Source organism: Niabella digestorum, assembly GCF_036409055.1.
GTDB lineage: Bacteria > Bacteroidota > Bacteroidia > Chitinophagales > Chitinophagaceae > Niabella > Niabella composti.
The window spans coordinates 144,916-164,424 of record NZ_JAZGLY010000007.1 but is presented as its reverse complement, the minus strand read 5'-3'; the positions used below and the strand labels follow the sequence as shown (position 1 = coordinate 164,424).

Sequence of the window (19,509 nt, the reverse complement as noted above, 5' to 3'; positions counted from 1 at the left end):
GACTAATCAACATACAAGAGAATGAGCTATACCATAAAAACTTTAAATAAAATCTCTCCCAAAGGCCTCAGTAAATTTGGGGAAGGATATGTATTAGATGACAATGCTGCTAATCCGGATGCGATTCTGGTAAGAAGCGCGTCTTTGCATGAAGTGGAGTTCCCAGAATCCTTATTGAGTATTGCCCGTGCCGGAGCAGGTGTAAATAATATTCCTATTGATAAATGTGCCGAAAAAGGTATTGTGGTGTTTAATACACCTGGTGCCAATGCCAATGCTGTAAAGGAACTGGCTATTGCGGCTATGCTGATTTCTTCTAGAAAAATTGTAGACGGCATCAACTGGGCCAATTCTCTTACTGAGAACGTAGCTAAAGAAGTAGAGAAAGGAAAAGCTCAGTTTGTAGGGCCGGAAATTGAAGGAAAAGTACTGGGGGTTATCGGATTGGGTGCGATTGGAGTACTTATTTCCAATGCTGCAGTAAATTTAGGTATGGAGGTGCTGGGATACGACCCCTACATCTCTATTGATGCTGCATGGGGACTGTCCAGAGGAGTGAAAAAGGCTCCTGACCTAAAAACTATATTTGAGCAAGCAGATTATATTACCCTGCATATGCCGTACAACGAGAAAACAAAAGGCACACTGAATGCGGCTGCCTTTGCTCAGATGAAAGACGGCGTACGCATTATCAACCTGTCCCGCGGTGAACTGGTAGTGGATGAGGATGTCTTGGCTGCCATCGAAAGCGGAAAGGTGAGTACATATGTTACCGACTTCCCCAACGAAAAATTGATTAATAAACCTGGTGTGATTACCATTCCTCACCTAGGTGCTTCTACTCCTGAGTCGGAAGATAACTGTGCCGAAATGGCCGCTAAGCAAACAAAGCTTTATCTGGAAACCGGAAATATTAAAAATTCGGTGAATTTCCCTAATTGTGAAATGCCGATGTCAGGTGTGCAACGCATCACCATTGCGCATAGAAACGTTCCTAACATGGTGGGACAGATTTCTACTGCTCTAGCAGATGCAAAGTTGAATATCGAGCATATGATTAATAATAGTCGTGGGGACTACGCTTATACCATCATTGATCTGGAAAATAAAGCAACTGATGATAGTTTGGCCAGAATCAAAGCTATTGAGGGGGTATTGCGTGTGCGTGTGATCTAAGATTGTATCGTATATTAAAGTTGTTTTTAAAAAAGAGCCGATGTAATATACATCGGCTCTTTAAATGGATATATTGGATAATCTTGAAGTTTAGTATTCAAATTTTCGTAGTGAAGGAGCTTTAAACCATGTAGTAATTACTACGGCCACAGTCATACAGCCTCCCACTATTACTGAAGGAATCACTCCTAATAGTCGTGACATAACACCACTTTCAAACTGTCCCAGCTCATTACTGCTCAATACAAACATACCGCTTACACTACTCACGCGTCCTCGCATGTGATCGGGGGTCAGTAACTGTATTACCGTACCACGCACTACCACACTGATGCCATCTAGGATGCCGGCTAGTACCAATACAGCAAAAGATAGCCAGAACCATTTCGATAATCCGAACAGAATAATGCAAGTACCAAAGCCGGCTACGGCCAAAAGCATTTTCTTTCCCTGCGCTTTCTTCATGGGCCATAACGTTAATATCACCACAATAATGATAGCACCAATATCGGTGGCGGCATTCAACCATCCAAAACCTTTGGGTCCTACTTTTAAGATATCACTGGCAAATACAGGAATCATCGCTACAGCACCTCCAAACAGAACGGCAAACATGTCCAATGCCATGGCAGCCAGTAAGGCCTTTGTCTGAAATACAAAAGCCAGTCCCTCTTTAATACTTTCCCAGGTCGCTTTTTCGGCGCCATGCTGTACCAAGGGTGGTTTGGGTTTCAGTTGGAAAAGAAAAATAAGACTTAGGCTAATAAGGCCGCATATTACAATAAGTGTATTGCTAATGCCTACTAGAGCAATTAAAAATCCTCCTACGGCATGTCCAGTTACAGATGCAGAAAGCCACATTCCCTGATTCCATGTTGTGGCATTCTGTAAAAGATTTTTGGGGACAATAGTAGCGATCATGGCCGTAAAGCAGGGCCCCACAAAAGATCGCAACATGCCGGTAAAAAAGAAAACCCCGTAAATAAACCATGTGATATGACGCGTATGAAGAAATTCCTGTACGGTTTCTGTAGAAAGAGAGAATAATACGAGTGCGGCCATAAAGTACCCCGATATACCTTGCAGGATAAGTTTGCGTTTATCTTTAATATCAACCCTGTGACCTGAATATAAAGCCAGTGAAAGGGCAGGAATTACTTCGGAAAGGCCAATCAATCCGATGGCTAAGGGGTCTTTAGTGAGCTGATAAATCCACCAACCCACCACTGTTGTAATCATCCGCATAGCCATCACAAAAGTGAAGCGGCCAATCATAAGGTTTCGATATTCGGGAATGCGAACAGCCGCAAAAGGGTCATTGGTTATCTGAACTTCAGGAACGTTTATATTTGCCATTAGATGTGCAAAAGTAATGCGAATATTTGTTTATAGATCGCTAATTTTATTCGTTGCGTGATGAGGATGCAGAAGGATAATACGTTATTGTAGCTTACAAATAGATAGGATATATACCAGGCTCGTATTCGCGTTCCAGTGCATCGTAGATGATCTGTAAGTGTTTTTCGTTAGTCAAAAAATCAGCTTCGGAGGCATCTACCAGCAATACCGGAATGTGGAGTAGTCGAATATATTGCAGATAAGCTTCTTGTACGTTCAATAGATAATCGTCTGGTATATTTTGTTCATATTCTCGCTGTCGTTTTTTAATGTTCTGCTGTAGCTTTCTTACAGGCGCATGCAGATAAATTAATAGTTGCGGCATAATGAGGTTTTGTTGAACAATCTCAAAAATGCGCTGGTAAAGCTTATATTCATCCTCTGATAAAGTAACTTTTGCAAACAAAAGTGATTTGGTAAATAGGTAATCGCTGATGGTTATCTGCTGAAATATATTCTTCTGTATTAACAGTTCTTGCAGTTGTTTGTAGCGTTCTGCCATAAAGAAGAGTTCCAGCGGAAATGCATATTGTTTAGGATTTTCATAGAATTTTGGGAGAAAAGGGTTGTCAGCAAAAGATTCCAGTACCAGCCGGGCATTGTAATGCTTGCTGAGCAGTGTAGCTAGGGTTGTCTTGCCGGCACCGATATTGCCTTCTATTGTAATAAATTCGTATTTCAAAATATGCACACTAATATGATGGCAAATTAAGAGAAAATCAGGAAATTGATAAAAACTGAATCTATAGTGTAAGGGCGTTGCTGAATGAAAAATACGAAGAATTGCTTAAGCGTTATTCTTATCAATGAGACAAATTTGTAATGAAAACACCGAGGACCATCCTATCTTTAAACAGTATCAATATTTAAAAAATAAATTCCTGTAAACCATTTATCCATATTGAAATGAAAAAACAGTATTGCTTGCTTTATTAATCGGATTTGTACATTGGAGTAGCTATGGACAGATATCTGTGAACACTAGTCAGTTTAACAAACGCAGTGGTGTAAAACTTGCTATTGCGAAAAATAATTTGCTATCCGTAACATGGCCTTCCGGTAACAATCATCATAGCCGATTAATTCTTGATCTCAATCAGGAACAGCCATTACTTAAAAGTGTGCAGTTGCTGAAGGGGCAGTTAGCACATGAAGTGGCGCGAGGTGTAGATCCAATTTTCTGGATGACTGTGGGAAAAAGAGATCTTATTTCGCAGAACTCCTGGAACATTTTTTTTGATAAGGTGCATTTAAAGCCTCATCAATTGCATAAGGTAACGATACATAAAAAGGATGTCACTGTAATTTCAGAAGGTAGTAGGACGATTATCAGAATAGGCGAAACACATGCTTCGGATTTTAAAGGCGTCTTGGAAATTACACTCTATAATGATGCTTCTTTGTTTAATATCGCGGCTGTAATGGCCACCGAGATAGATTCTACTGCCATTATTTATGATGCCGGCCTTGCAAGCAAAAGTCAGATATGGAAGCAAATTGCTTACGCTGATGTGTATGATCAAATACAGCAGATTGCTTGTGTGATGTCAGACACTGCCAAAAGTCAGGCTGTGAAATATCGTACAATCATGGGAAGTAATGAGGAGGGAAGTATTGCGGTGTTCCCCGCTCCTCATCAGTATTTCTATCCTCTTGATGAAGCTTTCAATCTCAAGTTTACCTGGTATGGCTCCGACTATCAAAAAGTATTTAATGGTTATGGGATTGGCATCCGACAGGACCTGCGGGGCGACAATCGATTTGTGCCTTGGTTTAATGCGCCGCCTAAGACCCAACAAAGGCTGAATTTCTTTTGTCAAATTTCTGATAAAGACGCAGCAGCCCTACTCGCAGATGTGAAAAAATGGACGAATAATGACACCTATGTGGCACTGCCTGGTTTTAAAACCATGGCGAGCCATTTTCACAACGAATTTGTGGTAAAGGTGATTATGGCCAATAAACCCTTGCCGGATACTCCTAGTTTTAAAAAAGTATTTAATGCTATGGGAGTAAATATCGTGCATTTGGGCGAGTTCCACTATACGGCCCATCCCAAAGGCCCCGATGAACTTCGGCTGTTGGAATTAAAATACATGTTTGATATGTGTAAACAGTATTCCGATAAAAACTTCTTACTCATGCCAGGCGAAGAACCGAACGAATTTTTAGGTGGCCATTGGATGGCACTTTTCCCTAAGCCGGTATATTGGATTATGTCAAGAAAGCCAGAGCTACCCATGGAATCGAATCATCCGGTATATGGTAAAATATATCGTATAGGAAATGCGGAGGAGATGTTGCAGCTGTTACAAAAAGAAAAAGGGCTAGCTTGGACGGCTCATCCGCGTACTAAAGGGTCTACCGGATTCCCTGATAAATACAAGGAAAGTGCATTTTTTAAATCTGATAGATTTATGGGTGCTGCCTGGAAGGCTTTACCTGCAGATTTATCGCAGGATAAACTCGGCAATGGCCGCGTACTGGACTTGATGGATGACATGAATAATTGGGGGGAGTATAAGAAAGTGATAGGAGAAGCGGATCTGTTTACCATTGAGCCCGAAAACGAGATGTATGCTCATATGAATATTAATTATCTGCAGTTGGATACAATACCCGATTTCACAAATGGCTGGCAGCCTGTGTTAGATGCTATGGAACAAGGCAGGTTTTTTACTACTACCGGCGAAGTATTGATCCCAAGATTTACTGTTGATGAACATTCATCTGGTTCTCATATTCAGTTAAAGAATCCGTCTCGGGCTGTAGTAGTATTTGATATAAAGTGGACATTTCCGCTAAACTTTGCCGAAGTTATTACCGGAGACGGTAATAAGGTGGAGCGTCATAAAATCGACTTAGGTCATACACTACCTTTTGGTAACACTACCATACGCCGTATTATGAATTTGGCCGGAAAGAAGTGGATACGACTGGAGGTATGGGATGCGGCAGTAAATGGTGCTTTTACGCAAACTATTTGGTTGCAATAAAAAAGAGGGAAGTAACTCCCTCTTTTTTTATACGTAAACTGCGTTGGTAATATTCAATACCACATATTGCCTTCGTTTTTTGCCTGTAGTCCAGAAAATACCATCACCTTTTTGCACACCCATAAGCCGCATTCCCAAAGGTGTTAAAACCGATATTCTGTAGATATTTTCATTGCTTTCCTCCGGTGGAACTAATTTTAATGTTAGATTTTTCCTAGTTTGTATCTCTCTTAGCGTAATAGTATCATAAAGACGTGAAACGGTATTAGGAAAATCGTAAGCGGATACGACTGTTGCAGCAGAAAGCCTATCTAGCACTTTTTGTTGGTCTGCTTCGCTTAGCGATTTGAATTTAGGGTCAGATTCTAGCGCTTTTGTAATGAGTTTGTGATCTTCATCGAGAAGTATCCATTTGTTATCCATAGCACTTTAATTTTTTGATTAATAAAAATGTTGTAAATGGGTATGTGCACACCAATACGCCTTGTCTGTACAGACAAAGCAACATTTTTATCCCCCCGAAACTTTATGTTTCGGGGGCTTAGCTATTAAAGTCTTTTGGATTTGAAAAAACGTATAGTTTCATACCGGCAAAAGGAATCATGTTCGCAGATGCGATACTATTAGTAGAACCTATGGAAATTATTGCCGACATTTTCAGCAAGTTATCAAACTTATTGTATAGGGAATGTTAATTCTGCGAAAGGAACATGTTGGCAGCAATCTAAAGAAAAACCCTTGTAGTAATACTACAAGGGTTCTCGCGATTCTTCTATAATGTCGGGGAGACAGGATTCGAACCTGCGACCCCCTGGTCCCAAACCAGGTGCGCTACCGGCCTGCGCTACTCCCCGCACAGCGTAATATACGTTGCTGTATCAAATCGGGTGGCGAAGGTAAAGAAAATCAATAAAACAACAAAGTATTCGTTTACTTTTTCTAGTAAATTTTCAGGAAGCAATTAGGGTTTCTTTTTCGATGAGCTTTTGCAACAAAATACTTTGGTTTTGGGCTCTGATATAATTATGTCCCTCATAGCGAGCCCCATAATACACATCGTCCAGTAAATAATCGGTAAGAAAACGCAGTGCCTGCATATATATCATGAACTTACCAGAGTATAACATGTATCGTTTTTCAACCTCCGTAAGTTCATCATTCATGTAATAATTATATCCTTCCACAATGGCATTATAGAACTCATCTCGAATTTCTATTTTACTAAAATCGGACTCTTCCTCGCTCACCGGGCTCAAATAGGTGCGCATCATATCACCCATATCGCTTATAAAATACCCGGGCATAACGGTATCGAGGTCTATCACGCAAATCCCTTTTCCCTGTTTATCAAACAATACGTTGCTAATTTTAGTATCGTGGTGTGTCACTCTCAGCTTAAAACCCGGATTGTGTATGATATTATTATACTCCTCTACAATGCCAACATGTTTCTTTAAAGTATCTATAAGTGCTGATGTTTCGCGAATGCGTTCGGTATTGCCTTTTTGAAGCGCCTCTATAAATTGATTATATCTAAGCGAAAGATCATGGAAATGGGGTAAGGTAATATTTAAGGTGTTGATGTCGATGCCGGACAAAACTTTAGTGAACTGACCAAATTGTTTGGCTGCTTCAAATGCCTGGTCGGGTGTTTCTACTACATCCAAGGTATGGCTATCGGGGATGAAGGGGAACATTCGAAAATACAGGTCGTCATTTATTTGCACCATAGACAAGCCCGTCGCTGTCTTCATAAGAGGGATAAAAAAATACTCCCTATTAGATGTTTTAAGAAACTGCTCTATCTTATCGATATTGTCTGCAATTAAAAAAGGGTCCTTAAAAACGGCATTATTAATCTTTTGAAGAATATATTTCTCCGAGTCATTTTCCACAACCCACGTATTATTAATCAGACCTGTTCCGATAGCGTTTATACGAAAATTCCTCGCGTCGAGCTTATAAAGAGCTAGCACGTCCTCCAATATTTTCATAATAGCAATTACATTTCAAATAAAGATAGGGGATAGCTGAATACCAAACTTGCGCAAACGTTTGTTTAGGTAGTATTTTAACTATATACTAAAGTGCCTTTAAGTTCTTTTTGAAAGAAGGATGTCTCTTCTGTGTCATCAGATTGCTTTTTTTCCAAAATATCAATAAGGATGTTCATTGCCAAGCGACCTTGTTCATAAGGGTATTGGTCCAGTGATACTATGGGAGGATGAGCGGTGTATTTATTGACAGAAATATTAGCATAGCTGGCAAAAAGGATATCTTTGTTTACTAATATGCCTTTTTCCTGCGCATATTTTACGGTATCCAAATGCACATAGTCGTTAAAGCTAATTATGGCATCAGGTCTTTTTTTTAGGCTCAGCAGCTTGTTTAGTGCTTCGTGCGTGCCTTGTTCCGAAAGATCGGTCTTTTCTACCATCTGCATATCCACTTTTAATTTTCGTTTGGATATGCCTTCAATATAGCCCTTTAGGCGTTCTTTACTAGCTGCCAGTTCATCGGGACCGTTGATAAGTGCAATACGTTTTCGGCCTTGTTTGAAGAGCCAGTCTATCATCTCCGCAGTTCCATCGAATAAACTGCAATAAACTTTGTTTACATTATCTAATGGAGGAACTCTGTCGAAATATACTACTGGTATATTATATTTTTTTAATGCGGTGAGATGGTCGTATTTATTGGTTTCTTTTGAAAGCGATATGAGCAACCCGTCAATGCGCTGTTTGACCATTGCTTCTATCACCGTTTTTTCTTTTTTGATGCTGTCATGACTTTGTCCGAATAGGATGGTATAGCCATGTTCCATTGCTAGATCTTCAATGGCACTGATGCTCTTCGAAAAAAAATCTTCAGCAATAAGGGGGAGTATTACCCCAATTACATAACTCCTTTTTTGCTTAAAGAAGATGGCTTTGGGATTGGGCTCGTAATTAAGTTGCTGCGCCAATTCCTTTACAGCCTGCTTCGTTTTTAACCCAATGCGTGGGTGGTCATTCAATGCTCTGGATACGGTAGAAACTGAAACATTTAAGCGTTTCGCTATTTCTTTTATTGTTGGTATATCGCTCATAATCTCCCCGGACAATACATGCAATGTTAATTTAAAGATATTAAAATTATGACAGCTTTGTGCCTAAACATCACTTTCTTTAAGAATGGAGAAAAAGAACAGCCACAGGAGCGTTTCTGTATTCCTTTTTCTGCCTGGGTTTTGAAAAAATTATGGAAAAATCTTTCAATATCCTTTGGTGGTAAATATCTAAATCCTTAACTTTGCCGTCCATTTGAAACGGCCCCGTAGCTCAACTGAATAGAGCATCTGACTACGGATCAGAAGGTTTCAGGTTTGAATCCTGACGGGGTCACTTAAAAGGCAAGCAGCTACAAAACATGTAGCTGCTTTTTGTTCATAAGTACCATTGCCATCAATAGGGTATTTATCCATTTTCGCAGTGCTATTTTTTCATTCCCGGTTTATGCACTGCAATACTTATTAGAAAAAGAAAGCCTGCGGCGAGGTCTATCACACCTACTTTCAGTGTATTGGGGCTACCCATAAAAGTAGGCGACTTTAATGCTGGGATGCCTTGTGTTGCTCGCAATTCCATATTGGCGAGTATTCTATGTGCGTTAAGAAACATTGCGAAGAGTATAAGAGCAATAGTGATAAGGAAGTTACTCATTACCCAGCAATGCTTAAACAACCTCCAAGGGGTTAGTACTACCAATGCTAGTCCGATTACAAAATTTCCCATGCATCCTCAGCTGATAATGTTCTATGCTGTTCCCTTTGTGTGTAAGTAGGTTGTATAAGCAGCTTCATGATTGCTGATGTAAGACTGAAATAAGAGAGGCAAACAACTCAAAACTCCTCCCAGCCATAGGGTAAGACTACAGAAGTGTAATAACAATGTCGCTTGGGAGGATTTATTGCTCAGATATTTATGTTTTTATGTAATCAGCGTCAATACTTGATGATACACTATTAATGGTTATCGAGTTCAATTCCTTGTTGGATGTAATATTCAAATACTTCTTCCGAAAATTCGCTGATGTCAGAGAGGCGCAGGTTTAAAGATTTATTTCCTACACCTTCCAATAATCCATATTTATCCTCGAACAGCTTTCCATTAGTAAACGAAAAAGTGATTCCTTTTTTGGTTGGACTCACTGTAAGGATAATTCTTTTTAAGCGGTAAACGGGAACGCTATGATATTTTTCGGTTCCACCTCGCATTTCTTCTTTAAGCAAAGGGAACTTTTCCTTAATTAAATTGCGAAACTTAGAAAATATAGGCCGATATTGAGGTAGTATTTTTTCTTGAATGAATGTTTCGATATCTGGCATAGGATGAAGTTTTGCAATTTAAATGAGCAAGTTTGTGGACAGCTACTTCACATTGAAAGAACTGGTGTTTATATTGAATATAAAGATACAAAAGCCTCTTGAGTCGCAAATACAGTAGTATGCTAGGAGGAGGGGGTACCTAACAGAAATGATGAGGCAGCTTATTGCAATATCACGGTGCCCAACGATTCTGTGATTTTGCGTTCCATATCTTTAAGTGACTTGTGAATGAAGTGCAGCTCAGGAAATTTCTCATAAGTTTTATCAGCTTCCATATCCTGCTGGTTTTGCAACAACATGCGCTTAATCTTTTTCAACTTTAGATATTGCAGGGCGGAGATCACTTTGTCTTTTGTGCGATCTTCCGAAATGAGCTTATAGCGGTTTAATTCTTCTTGATTGCCTTGTGCAAGCGTGCGTACAAAGCTGTCAAAGTCTTGTTGAAATAAGGTGTCCTGATAGCCCATATTTTCGCCTGCAATTTCTACCCACCGTGGACTTTCGTCGTAGGGATGATTGAGCAATGATACGGCTAGTGCACTCAACTCTTTATCTGAATGATAAATAAAATATTTTTCGTTAAACAGTTCCGGGCGGGTTTGCAATAGTTCCTTTATAGCTTGTATCAACTTAGCCACCTGTTGATCTTCAAACTCCAGCTCATCGATTTCATTAAAAATGTAATCGGCTATTCTTGTTTGTTCGTCCCAAGGTTTATGCCCATGTTCCAGCAATACGCGGGCCAGCTCTTTTTCCTGTAATTGGTCTTTAAATAACAAGTCAAAAGTGGCATCGTCATAATTACTGGCTTCGGCCTGAGCCAGGGCTGTGGGGTCAGGTGCTGTAGTAGCAGCCTTCTTTTCCTGTACGGCCAAACGGTCGCGGATGTATTTGTTCACCAGGGCATGTAATCCTGCTTCGTCGATATGCAGTATATCTGCTGATTGTTTGATATAATCCTGTTGCTTGGTAAAGTCTTCCGCCTTATTAATACGGGAAATGGATTCGGCGATTTTATTTACGAGCTCCGATTTTTTAACGGGATCGTTGCCGATATCCTTAAGGGCCAGTTCCAGCTGGAATAGGATAAAGTCTTTTTTATTCTTTTGAACAAAATCGATAAAGGCTGAGGCGCCTACCTTGTTTACATAGCTATCAGGGTCTTCATTATCGGGGATTAGTACCAGTTTCACATTCAAGCCTTCCTCCAAGGCTAGATCTAATCCGCGCAGGGCCGCTTTTACACCGGCACTATCGCCGTCGTAAATAATGGTGAGATTATTAGTGATTTTTTTTATCAGCCTTAATTGGTCGAGCGTGAGTGATGTACCACCGGAAGCTACTACGTTTTCAATTCCGGCCTGATGCAACGAAATCACGTCGGTATAACCTTCCACCAATAGACATTCATCGGCCTTATCCATAGCCTGGCGCGCAAAATAGAATCCATAAAGGATTTTACTTTTAACGTAAATCTCGTTTTCCGGCGTATTGATGTATTTGGGGGCCTTGTCATTGGCTTTAAGTATGCGGGCTCCAAAACCCAATACCTTACCGCTTTGGTTGTGAATAGGGAAGATGACGCGACCGCGATAATTATCCTGAAGGGAGCCGTTGCGCTCTACTATGAGGCCGGTTTTTAAAAGTAGTTCCTTGTTGAATTGATTCTTGAGGGCTTCATCTGTAAAGGCGGTACGAGCCTCCGGAGCATATCCCAATCGGAACTTTTCTATGGTTGCTTCGCGAAATCCTCTTTCCTTGAAATAACTTAAGCCAATATCACGGCCCTCGTCGGTATTAAATAAAGTATTAGTGAAGAACTTTTCGGCAAAGTTGTTGATAATGAATAAACTATCAGCTGTCTGGTATAGATCTTTCTGCTCTTGGCTTACAAAAGTTTCTTCGACCTCAATACCATATTTGGCTGCTAACCATTTTAGAGCTTCGGCATAGCTGTATTTTTCATGTTCCATGATGAAGCTGATGGCATTGCCGCTTTTACCACAGCCGAAGCATTTATAAATTTCTTTAGTGGGAGAGACGGTAAATGAGGGTGTTTTTTCGTTGTGAAATGGACAAAGTCCCAGATAATTGACGCCTCGTTTTTTGAGTTTCACAAATTCTCCTACCACATCCACAATATTGATGCGGGATAAAATTTCCTGTATGGTATTTTGTGAAATCAATGCATGCAAATTTAGTTAGGAATTATTGTATTACGACTTAAAAAGTCGTATAAATAAAATAGCGATGAGGACTCCAATTTTATATAAAATTTAATTAGCGATAGTGGATTTAAGTATATTATAATGAATTGGTTATAGAGCAATACAATATAAAGCTATTTATATTATTTTAAATTTTGTAAAATTCTTGTAATAGTCTGATAATTAAACGTTTGATGTCCAAAAAATAAAAAAAACTGGCTAATCATTAACCAGTTTTTTTATGAGGTTTATGTGACTATCGATTCTAGTCAAAGCTTAAACATTCTTTCAATTCTTTTTCGGTATAAGCTAGTCCGTATTGCTTCAATACGTCTTCCGGTACACCGTTCCATTGATTGGGTTGATTTCCCATATATCCCAGATCTTTCACTCCAATTTCCGAAGTGTAGAAGCCTGTACAGGTAAGGTCTCGCATCAGGTTGAAGAAGGCCACACCCTGTGCCAGTTCGGGTTTATCTTTAGCTCTTTCGGGATAGGCAATCTGATCTACCACCTCTATGCGTTCCTTTTCGCTACAATCTTTAAAGGTTTTATTGAATTTTTTAAGACAATATACATCCAGCCAACGCAAGCCTCCACGCATAGGAGTTTGATAGCGGGGCTGATCTTTTACGGTGAATTCAATAAAATCGGGAACACCGGCATCGCTGGCACTGCCACTTACATCATCTTTGGGAATGATAATGTCGCCAAGAATGGTAATGGTTGCCATTTCGTGGTCGGTGAAGAATTTTGGCATTTTAGCTACCGATTCTTCGTATCGAAGTTCATCCTCATAGCGATGAATACCGGATTTCACTTCGCCGGTGGCTACTTCTTCCTTTTTTTCGGAAGGCTTACAGCCTGTAGCTAACATGCCCGAAGCTAGGGCTCCTGCGGCAATATATTTAAGTGATTCGCGACGTTTCATTTTAGCTGTCTATTTTATAGTTCACGGTTTGCTATGAACTAAATTATAAATTTTGTTTTTTCATTTCATCGATAATGTACTCACTTGCTCTCATACTCAGGGCCAAAATGGTCCAAGTAATGTTCTTGTTGGCTTGTGAGGGGAACTGGCTACCATCTACACAGAACAGGTTTTTCACGTCATGAGCCTGGCTCCATTTATTGAGCACTGAGGTTTTGGGATCGTTACCCATACGCGCTGTACCTGCTTCGTGAATGATATAACCGGGTTTATCGAGTCCCCAGTTATTGTGTGGTCCATTGTCGGCTCCGTAAGTTACAACGGCTCCCATGTTGTGCATAATTTCCAAGAAGGTCTCGGTCATGTGTTTCGCTTGTTTGATTTCATATTCGCTATGTTTAACATTGAAGCGCAACACCGGAATACCGTATTTATCCACTACATTGGGGTCGATTTCGCAATAATTGTGTTCGAAGGCAATGGCTTCGCCGCGTCCACCCATTCCTACACTTGCACCATAAAAGTAACGTTGGTCTTCCTTCAGAGAAGCACCGTATCCTCCGGCTTCTTTCTTTTTACCGTTTACTTCATATTTTCCATTCAGATTTTGAATGCCCATACCAAAGCCATAAGAGGGCTGTCCGAAACCTCCCCAGTATTCGATGTGGTAACCACGTGGGAAATCCAGTTTTTTACCATCGAGCCACCAGGGGGTATATACGTGCATCCCACCAACACCATCTTCGTTGTAACGTTTTCTGCCGAAGAGCTGAGGCAGATATCCTCCTACGGCAACTCCGGTACTATCTTGGAGATATTTTCCTACCACGTTGCTACTATTGGCCAAGCCATTAGGATGACGTGGTGATTTGGAGTTGAGTAATAGCCTTGCAGTTTCACAGGCACTGGCTGCCAGAATTACCACGCGGCCATATACCTGATATTCCAGTAAATCTTCCTTATTTACATAAGACACACCGGTAGCCAAGCCTTCTTCATTAGTAAGTACTTCACGCGCCATGGCGTTGGCAATTACGTCTAGATTACCTGTTTTTAGGGCTGGATAGATTAATACATTAGAGGAGGAGAAGTCGGCTTTGGCAATACTACAGTTTCGCCCACATTGCGCACAGAAGAAGCAGGCGCCTCTATCATCATTAATCTTTTTGGTAAGGATGGAAAGACGTGAAGGTATTACAGGAATACCGGCCTTCTGAGCGCCCTGTTTTATAAACAGCTCATGGAGCCTGGGTTTAGGAGGTGGTAGAAAAATGCCGTCCGGGTCATTAGGCAAGTTCTCATAACTACCGAAAATTCCGATCAACCGATCGATTTTATCGTAATACGGTTTTACGTCTTCATATCCGATGGGCCAGTCAACACCTACACCATCATGGCTATAGCCCTTAAAGTCTTTTGGACCGAAACGCAGGGAGATTCGTCCCCAGTGGTTGGTACGTCCGCCTAGCATACGAGCGCGGAACCATTCCCATTCTGTTCCGGGAGCTTTGGTATAAGGCTCTCCTTCAATTTCCCATCCGCCATAGCAGGCATCAAAGTCACCAAAGGGTCTGTATTTGGTAGCTCTGCCTCGGCGAGGTGAATCCCATGGTTTTTTCAGCTGATAAATTTCTTTCTGAGGGTCATACATCGGGCCGGCTTCGAGCATGCATACACTTAAACCTGCATTCGCAAGTACATATGCAGCCATACCGCCGCCAGCACCTGAACCTACGATAACAACATCGTATTTTTTCTGCTGTTTTTTGATCTGTATATCCGGCATGTGGCAATAAATTATTAAAATAAAGGAAACAAATTAAATTAATACTTCAAAATTTGCAAAATCTATTTTGCAAATTTTTGGCAAACTAAAGTTAATCATTAAACTTTGACAAAAATAATTGTTTTATGGCCCCGAGACCTTCATGGTTTTTCGTTGGTTTTTTGATCCTTATTATTGCGGTGCTTGCCTTTCTTATGGGAAAAGGACGGGCCAGTAAAACTGTTGACAGTATGGTGATGAATAACGTACTGATACAGCAAATTGCTGAGCTCTCATCTCTTGAAGTAAGGGGCAATGCCAGTATTAAAAGTACGAATATTGCAGATGACGGCAGTCTTACCGATTATTTAAAAAAGGTATTTATTGAACGCACCGTAAACATTACAGTACCTTACGTTGCCAAATATGGTATCGACCTAAATAATCAAAAAATCACCATTGAAGAGGAAAATAAGCAGGTATATATTGTATTGCCTCATCCCAAGTTGTTGAGTTATGAATTGCGCCTTGATAAAGCCAATGCTGTTTCACGCAAGGGACTTTTCGAAAGCGACAATGAAGAAGCATACAACAAGGTGATGCAAAAATTATATGCGCAAACTCGAGAACAGTTAGAAAAGAATACTACCTTCAGGGAGCAGTCAAAAGAAAAAATCAGAAAGATAATCAACGACTACTACGCCCCGCTGAATATGAAGGTGCATATATCTTTCTCCGATGAGATAAAGAGTAAAGTGCTTGAACAAACACCACAATAGAATAAATTTATAGAATCAATAATCGTGTTTACTTATTTTAACCCTTAATGCAATATGAAAAAGAATCAATCTAACTCCCGAAGAAAGTTCATTAAAAATGCAGCTTTAATTGGGGCCGGTATTACAATAGTACCGAGACATGTACTTGGGCGTGGTTTTGTTGCCCCCAGCGATAAACTAAACATAGCTGGCATCGGTGTTGGTGGAAAAGGTGAAAGCGATTTGACTTCTTTTGCTAAAAGTCCTAATGTTAACATTGTTGCACTCTGTGACGTAGATGAAAGACAGGCTGTAAAATCGCGTAAAAACTTTCCCAAAGCAAAATTCTATAAAGATTTTAGGGAAATGCTTGAGAAAGAAAAGAACAACATCGACGCCTGTAGTATCAGTACTCCTGATCACACCCATGCTGTTGCTACACTAGCCGCTATGCAGTTGGGTAAACATGTGTACACTCAAAAACCTTTAACCCACGATATTTACGAGGCCCGTATACTTACACAGGCAGCTAAGAAGTATAAAGTAGTAACTCAAATGGGTAACCAAGGAGCATCGGGTGAAGGTGTAAGAAGAGCAAAAGAAATTTACGATGCCGGATTAATCGGTGATATCGTGGAAGTACATGCATGGACTAATAGACCGGTATGGCCACATGGTTTGCCCAAGCCAACCGGAGATCATCCTATTCCGGCAGAGTTAGATTGGGATTTGTGGCTGGGGCCTACTAAATACGAACCTTACAATCCGGTATATGTTCCATTTAACTGGCGTGGTTGGTGGAGCTTCGGTACAGGTGCATTGGGTGATATGGCTTGTCATATCATGGATCCAATCTATCGTATTCTTCCCATTAAATATCCTGATTCGGCAGAATGTAGTATCGCCAACCAATGGCTGGATATGTGGAAAGAAGCCAACTATATCGATAGCTGTCCGATGGCATCCATCATTCACCTCAATTACCCACGTACCGACAAAAAAGGTAGCATAAAAGTATCTTGGTATGATGGTGGGTTATTACCTCAACGCCCAGATGAACTGCTGCCTGAAGAGCCTTTTGGTAATTGGGATGGCGGTTGTTTATTCATTGGTACAAAAGGAAAACTGCTGATGGACTGCTATGGTGCTAATCCAAGATTACTACCAACCCGATTGATGAAAGAAGTAAATCTACCTAAGCCCACCTTAAAGCGTGTTCCTGAAGGTCATTATCTACAATGGGTGAATGCCTGCATTGCCGGTTATGGCAAAGGTGAGACCAGCTCTCCGTTCGAATATGCCGGACCCTTTACAGAAAGTGTGTTGATGGGTAACCTGGCCATCCGCAGTGCGATGATGGTAAATCCCAAAATGAAGGGTTGGGAAGATAAATATCTCGGACGCAAGAAGCTGCTTTGGGATGCTGAGAATATGAAGATTACAAACTTCGATGAAGCGAACCAATTTGTAAAAAGAGAATACAGAGATGGCTGGAGTTTGACACTCTAAGCTTAAGCATTTGCATAGCTATTGAAAAGGGATTCCCTCTGTGGGAATCCCTTTTTGTTAATGTAGTGATATAAAAAAACTAACACCTAAGTAGTGTTAGTTTTTACTATATGCAAATGTTGTTTGATTTAATGAGTTGAATGAGTTGCTTGCATATTGAAAGTGCTCATGGAATCTTTTACGATTTCATGCTTATTTACATGCGATACACTTACGGGAGTAGGTGTATGAGCTGTGGTTGCAGTATCACTATCATTCATTTGAGCAAGAGTAGGAGCAATGACTAGCGATACGATCGACATGAGTTTAATCAGAATGTTCATCGATGGTCCGGAAGTATCTTTAAGCGGATCGCCAACAGTATCTCCGGTTACCGATGCTTTATAGGGTTCTGATTTTTTATAGTACATCTTACCGTTGATCTCAACGCCTTTTTCAAAAGATTTTTTAGCATTATCCCAAGCACCACCAGAGTTATTTTGCAGCATTCCTAATAAAACACCACTTACAGTAGCACCGGCTAGAAATCCGCCCAGTGCTTCAGCTCCAAAGCCTGGTAAAAATCCTACTATTAAGGGTGAGATAATGGCAATAGTACCCGGTACAATCATTTTCTTGATAGATGCTTCAGTAGAAATAGCTACGCATTTATCGTATTCCGGTTTGCCTGTACCTTCCATGATGCCTGGAATGGTATGGAACTGACGGCGCACTTCTTCTACCATTGACATTGCTGCTTCGCCTACTGCGCGAATGGCTAAAGAAGAAAATAACAGCGGAATCATAGCTCCTACGAATAAAGCCGCCAGCACATTGGCTTTATAAATGTCAATGCCGCTAATATTGGAAACACCCACAAAGGCTGCAAAAAGTGCTAAAGAAGTTAAGGCTGCAGAAGCGATAGCAAATCCTTTTCCTGTGGCAGCTGTAGTGTTTCCTACGGCATCCAATACGTCGGTTTTTTCGCGTACTTCTTTAGGTAGTTCACTCATTTCAGCAATGCCTCCGGCGTTGTCGGCAATAGGCCCGAAGGCATCAATGGCCAACTGCATGGCGGTAGTAGCCATCATTGCAGCAGCAGCGATAGCCACTCCGTAAAGGCCTGCACACTGATAAGAGCCCCATATACCAGCAGCCAGTACAAGGATAGGCAGGAAGGTAGATTCCATGCCCATGGCTAAACCGCCGATGACATTGGTTGCATGACCTGTAGATGATTTTTTGATAATCATATTTACAGGGCGCTTACCCATGGCTGTGTAATACTCCGTTATGATGCTCATCAAAGCACCTACCAGCAATCCTACACCGATAGCACCCAGTACGCCGTATTTCGTAAATACGAATCCGCGCAATTCCATTTGCTCCGGCATCAGCCAGTTAACCAAAAATACAGATGCCAATGCGGTTAATATAATAGATCCCCAGTTCCCCATATTGAGCGCCTTTTGCACTGTCTGGGTTTTAATACTGGCGTTCTCGCTTATTTTAACGAAGAAAGTTCCGACGATAGAGAATAAGATACCGATGCCTGCAATAAGCATAGGCAAAATAATCGGGGAGAAGCCTCCTAAAGGATCTTCTCCGGTAATTTTAATTTGTTGTCCCAGTACGATGGTAGCCAGAACCGTAGCAACATAAGATCCAAAGAGGTCGGCTCCCATACCCGCTACGTCGCCTACATTATCTCCCACATTATCGGCAATGGTGGCCGGGTTGCGGGGATCATCTTCAGGGATACCCGCTTCTACCTTTCCCACCAAGTCTGCTCCTACGTCAGCAGCTTTGGTATAAATACCACCACCCACACGTGCGAATAAAGCAATTGATTCGGCTCCAAGAGAAAAACCGGTTAGTACTTCAATGGTCTGAATCATTTCTTCCGAATTCAGAGGAGCATCGGGAGCGAAATATTGTTTTAGCACTATATACAAACCTCCTAAACCTAATACAGCTAGTCCCGCAACGCCCACACCCATTACGGCGCCACCGCTGAAGGAAACATTCAATGCTTTTTTTAAACTCGTTCTAGCCGCATGTGCTGTTCTTACGTTGGCTAAAGTAGCAGCACGCATACCTACGTAACCTGCAAAGGCGCTGGAAACAGCTCCCACCACAAATGCAGCAGCAATAAGCCAGTGGGAGTGTGGATTGGTTTGTGCCAACACGGCTAATAAAATGCCTACTACGATAACGAAGTAGGCCAAAATTTTCCACTCAGCTTTTAAAAAAGCCATAGCACCCACACTAATGTAGTCGCTAATTTCTTTCATTCTAGGAGTTCCGGCTTCTTGCCTAGCAACCCACTTAAACTTAAAATATGTGTATAGCAAGCCTATGATGGCCATCAAGGGGACCAGATAAATGACGTGTTGCATATAATTTTTTTACTCTTCTACTTTT

Annotated in this window: 16 protein-coding genes and 2 tRNA genes; 6 read left to right on the top strand and 12 right to left on the bottom strand. The window is 41.0% G+C overall.

Features of this window, described 5'->3' with window-relative positions; translation table 11 throughout:
* The first annotated feature begins 21 nt into the window (after positions 1-21).
* The gene (locus tag V2H41_RS11945) at positions 22-1,176 is read left to right on the top strand and encodes a phosphoglycerate dehydrogenase (protein ID WP_330975389.1); all 1,155 of its coding nucleotides are present in this window, start codon (positions 22-24) and stop codon (positions 1,174-1,176) included.
* A gap of 90 nt (positions 1,177-1,266) precedes the next feature.
* Here the strand turns inward: V2H41_RS11945 and V2H41_RS11940 are convergent, their stop codons facing one another.
* Both V2H41_RS11940 and V2H41_RS11935 read right to left on the bottom strand, forming a co-directional pair.
* Positions 1,267-2,532, bottom strand: coding sequence for an MFS transporter (locus V2H41_RS11940; protein ID WP_330975388.1), 1,266 nt, complete (start codon positions 2,530-2,532; stop codon positions 1,267-1,269).
* A gap of 94 nt (positions 2,533-2,626) precedes the next feature.
* Positions 2,627-3,265, bottom strand: a complete 639-nt coding sequence (locus V2H41_RS11935; RefSeq protein ID WP_330975387.1) for a deoxynucleoside kinase — start codon at positions 3,263-3,265, stop codon at positions 2,627-2,629.
* Positions 3,266-3,494: 229 nt separating this feature from the next.
* Here V2H41_RS11935 and V2H41_RS11930 point away from each other — a divergent pair, with 229 nt between their 5' ends.
* Positions 3,495-5,570 carry a CehA/McbA family metallohydrolase domain-containing protein gene (locus V2H41_RS11930; protein WP_330975386.1) on the top strand — a complete coding sequence of 692 codons (2,076 nt, stop codon included), beginning with the start codon at positions 3,495-3,497 and terminating at the stop codon, positions 5,568-5,570.
* Positions 5,571-5,597: 27 nt separating this feature from the next.
* Here the strand turns inward: V2H41_RS11930 and V2H41_RS11925 are convergent, their stop codons facing one another.
* The 4 genes from V2H41_RS11925 to V2H41_RS11910 form a co-directional block, all read right to left on the bottom strand.
* Entirely contained in the window at positions 5,598-5,993 is a 396-nt protein-coding gene (locus V2H41_RS11925; protein ID WP_330975385.1) for a GreA/GreB family elongation factor, read from the bottom strand.
* 357 nt (positions 5,994-6,350) lie between these two features.
* Positions 6,351-6,424 (bottom strand) — tRNA-Pro (locus tag V2H41_RS11920).
* Between the two features lie 96 nt (positions 6,425-6,520).
* Complete coding sequence (locus V2H41_RS11915; protein ID WP_330975384.1) at positions 6,521-7,564, bottom strand: phosphotransferase enzyme family protein; 1,044 nt, start codon at positions 7,562-7,564, stop codon at positions 6,521-6,523.
* A 77-nt stretch (positions 7,565-7,641) separates the two neighbouring features.
* Positions 7,642-8,658, bottom strand: coding sequence for a LacI family DNA-binding transcriptional regulator (locus V2H41_RS11910; protein ID WP_330975383.1), 1,017 nt, complete (start codon positions 8,656-8,658; stop codon positions 7,642-7,644).
* A 48-nt stretch (positions 8,659-8,706) separates the two neighbouring features.
* Here V2H41_RS11910 and V2H41_RS11905 point away from each other — a divergent pair, with 48 nt between their 5' ends.
* Together V2H41_RS11905 and V2H41_RS11900 are read left to right on the top strand one after the other, a co-directional pair.
* Positions 8,707-8,859, top strand: a complete 153-nt coding sequence (locus tag V2H41_RS11905; RefSeq protein ID WP_330975382.1) for a hypothetical protein — start codon at positions 8,707-8,709, stop codon at positions 8,857-8,859.
* 20 nt (positions 8,860-8,879) lie between these two features.
* Positions 8,880-8,953 (top strand) — tRNA-Arg (locus V2H41_RS11900).
* A gap of 90 nt (positions 8,954-9,043) precedes the next feature.
* Here the strand turns inward: V2H41_RS11900 and V2H41_RS11895 are convergent.
* The 5 genes from V2H41_RS11895 to V2H41_RS11875 form a co-directional block, all read right to left on the bottom strand.
* A complete protein-coding gene (locus V2H41_RS11895; RefSeq protein ID WP_330975381.1) occupies positions 9,044-9,343 on the bottom strand; it encodes a hypothetical protein in 300 nt (99 codons plus the stop codon).
* A 230-nt stretch (positions 9,344-9,573) separates the two neighbouring features.
* Complete coding sequence (locus tag V2H41_RS11890; RefSeq protein WP_330975380.1) at positions 9,574-9,936, bottom strand: DUF1801 domain-containing protein; 363 nt, start codon at positions 9,934-9,936, stop codon at positions 9,574-9,576.
* 161 nt (positions 9,937-10,097) lie between these two features.
* Positions 10,098-12,122 carry a DNA primase gene (gene dnaG, locus V2H41_RS11885; RefSeq protein ID WP_330975379.1) on the bottom strand — a complete coding sequence of 675 codons (2,025 nt, stop codon included), beginning with the start codon at positions 12,120-12,122 and terminating at the stop codon, positions 10,098-10,100.
* Between the two features lie 286 nt (positions 12,123-12,408).
* Entirely contained in the window at positions 12,409-13,074 is a 666-nt protein-coding gene (locus V2H41_RS11880; RefSeq protein ID WP_330975378.1) for a gluconate 2-dehydrogenase subunit 3 family protein, read from the bottom strand.
* A 43-nt stretch (positions 13,075-13,117) separates the two neighbouring features.
* Entirely contained in the window at positions 13,118-14,860 is a 1,743-nt protein-coding gene (locus V2H41_RS11875) for a GMC family oxidoreductase (protein WP_330975377.1), read from the bottom strand.
* Positions 14,861-14,985: 125 nt separating this feature from the next.
* On the opposite strand from V2H41_RS11875, the gene V2H41_RS11870 reads away from it, so the two are divergent.
* Positions 14,986-15,618 (top strand): DUF4230 domain-containing protein, encoded by a 633-nt coding sequence (locus tag V2H41_RS11870; protein ID WP_330975376.1) that lies wholly within the window; start codon positions 14,986-14,988, stop codon positions 15,616-15,618.
* A gap of 54 nt (positions 15,619-15,672) precedes the next feature.
* Positions 15,673-17,106, top strand: coding sequence for a Gfo/Idh/MocA family protein (locus V2H41_RS11865; RefSeq protein ID WP_330975375.1), 1,434 nt, complete (start codon positions 15,673-15,675; stop codon positions 17,104-17,106).
* 128 nt (positions 17,107-17,234) lie between these two features.
* Here the strand turns inward: V2H41_RS11865 and V2H41_RS11860 are convergent, their stop codons facing one another.
* Positions 17,235-19,484 carry a sodium-translocating pyrophosphatase gene (locus tag V2H41_RS11860; RefSeq protein ID WP_330975374.1) on the bottom strand — a complete coding sequence of 750 codons (2,250 nt, stop codon included), beginning with the start codon at positions 19,482-19,484 and terminating at the stop codon, positions 17,235-17,237.
* Positions 19,485-19,509: the final 25 nt, after the last annotated feature.

What these genes read in the sequence shown, in the direction of transcription:
- V2H41_RS11945 (WP_330975389.1), top strand. Translation starts at nt 22, where the DNA reads ATGAGCTATACCATAAAAACTTTAAATAAAATCTCTCCCAAAGGCCTC.
- V2H41_RS11940 (WP_330975388.1), bottom strand. Translation starts at nt 2,532, where the DNA reads ATGGCAAATATAAACGTTCCTGAAGTTCAGATAACCAATGACCCTTTT.
- V2H41_RS11925 (WP_330975385.1), bottom strand. Translation starts at nt 5,993, where the DNA reads ATGGATAACAAATGGATACTTCTCGATGAAGATCACAAACTCATTACA.
- V2H41_RS11915 (WP_330975384.1), bottom strand. Translation starts at nt 7,564, where the DNA reads ATGAAAATATTGGAGGACGTGCTAGCTCTTTATAAGCTCGACGCGAGG.
- V2H41_RS11910 (WP_330975383.1), bottom strand. Translation starts at nt 8,658, where the DNA reads ATGAGCGATATACCAACAATAAAAGAAATAGCGAAACGCTTAAATGTT.
- V2H41_RS11905 (WP_330975382.1), top strand. Translation starts at nt 8,707, where the DNA reads ATGACAGCTTTGTGCCTAAACATCACTTTCTTTAAGAATGGAGAAAAA.
- V2H41_RS11895 (WP_330975381.1), bottom strand. Translation starts at nt 9,343, where the DNA reads ATGGGAAATTTTGTAATCGGACTAGCATTGGTAGTACTAACCCCTTGG.
- V2H41_RS11890 (WP_330975380.1), bottom strand. Translation starts at nt 9,936, where the DNA reads ATGCCAGATATCGAAACATTCATTCAAGAAAAAATACTACCTCAATAT.
- V2H41_RS11880 (WP_330975378.1), bottom strand. Translation starts at nt 13,074, where the DNA reads ATGAAACGTCGCGAATCACTTAAATATATTGCCGCAGGAGCCCTAGCT.
- V2H41_RS11875 (WP_330975377.1), bottom strand. Translation starts at nt 14,860, where the DNA reads ATGCCGGATATACAGATCAAAAAACAGCAGAAAAAATACGATGTTGTT.
- V2H41_RS11870 (WP_330975376.1), top strand. Translation starts at nt 14,986, where the DNA reads ATGGCCCCGAGACCTTCATGGTTTTTCGTTGGTTTTTTGATCCTTATT.
- V2H41_RS11865 (WP_330975375.1), top strand. Translation starts at nt 15,673, where the DNA reads ATGAAAAAGAATCAATCTAACTCCCGAAGAAAGTTCATTAAAAATGCA.
- V2H41_RS11860 (WP_330975374.1), bottom strand. Translation starts at nt 19,484, where the DNA reads ATGCAACACGTCATTTATCTGGTCCCCTTGATGGCCATCATAGGCTTG.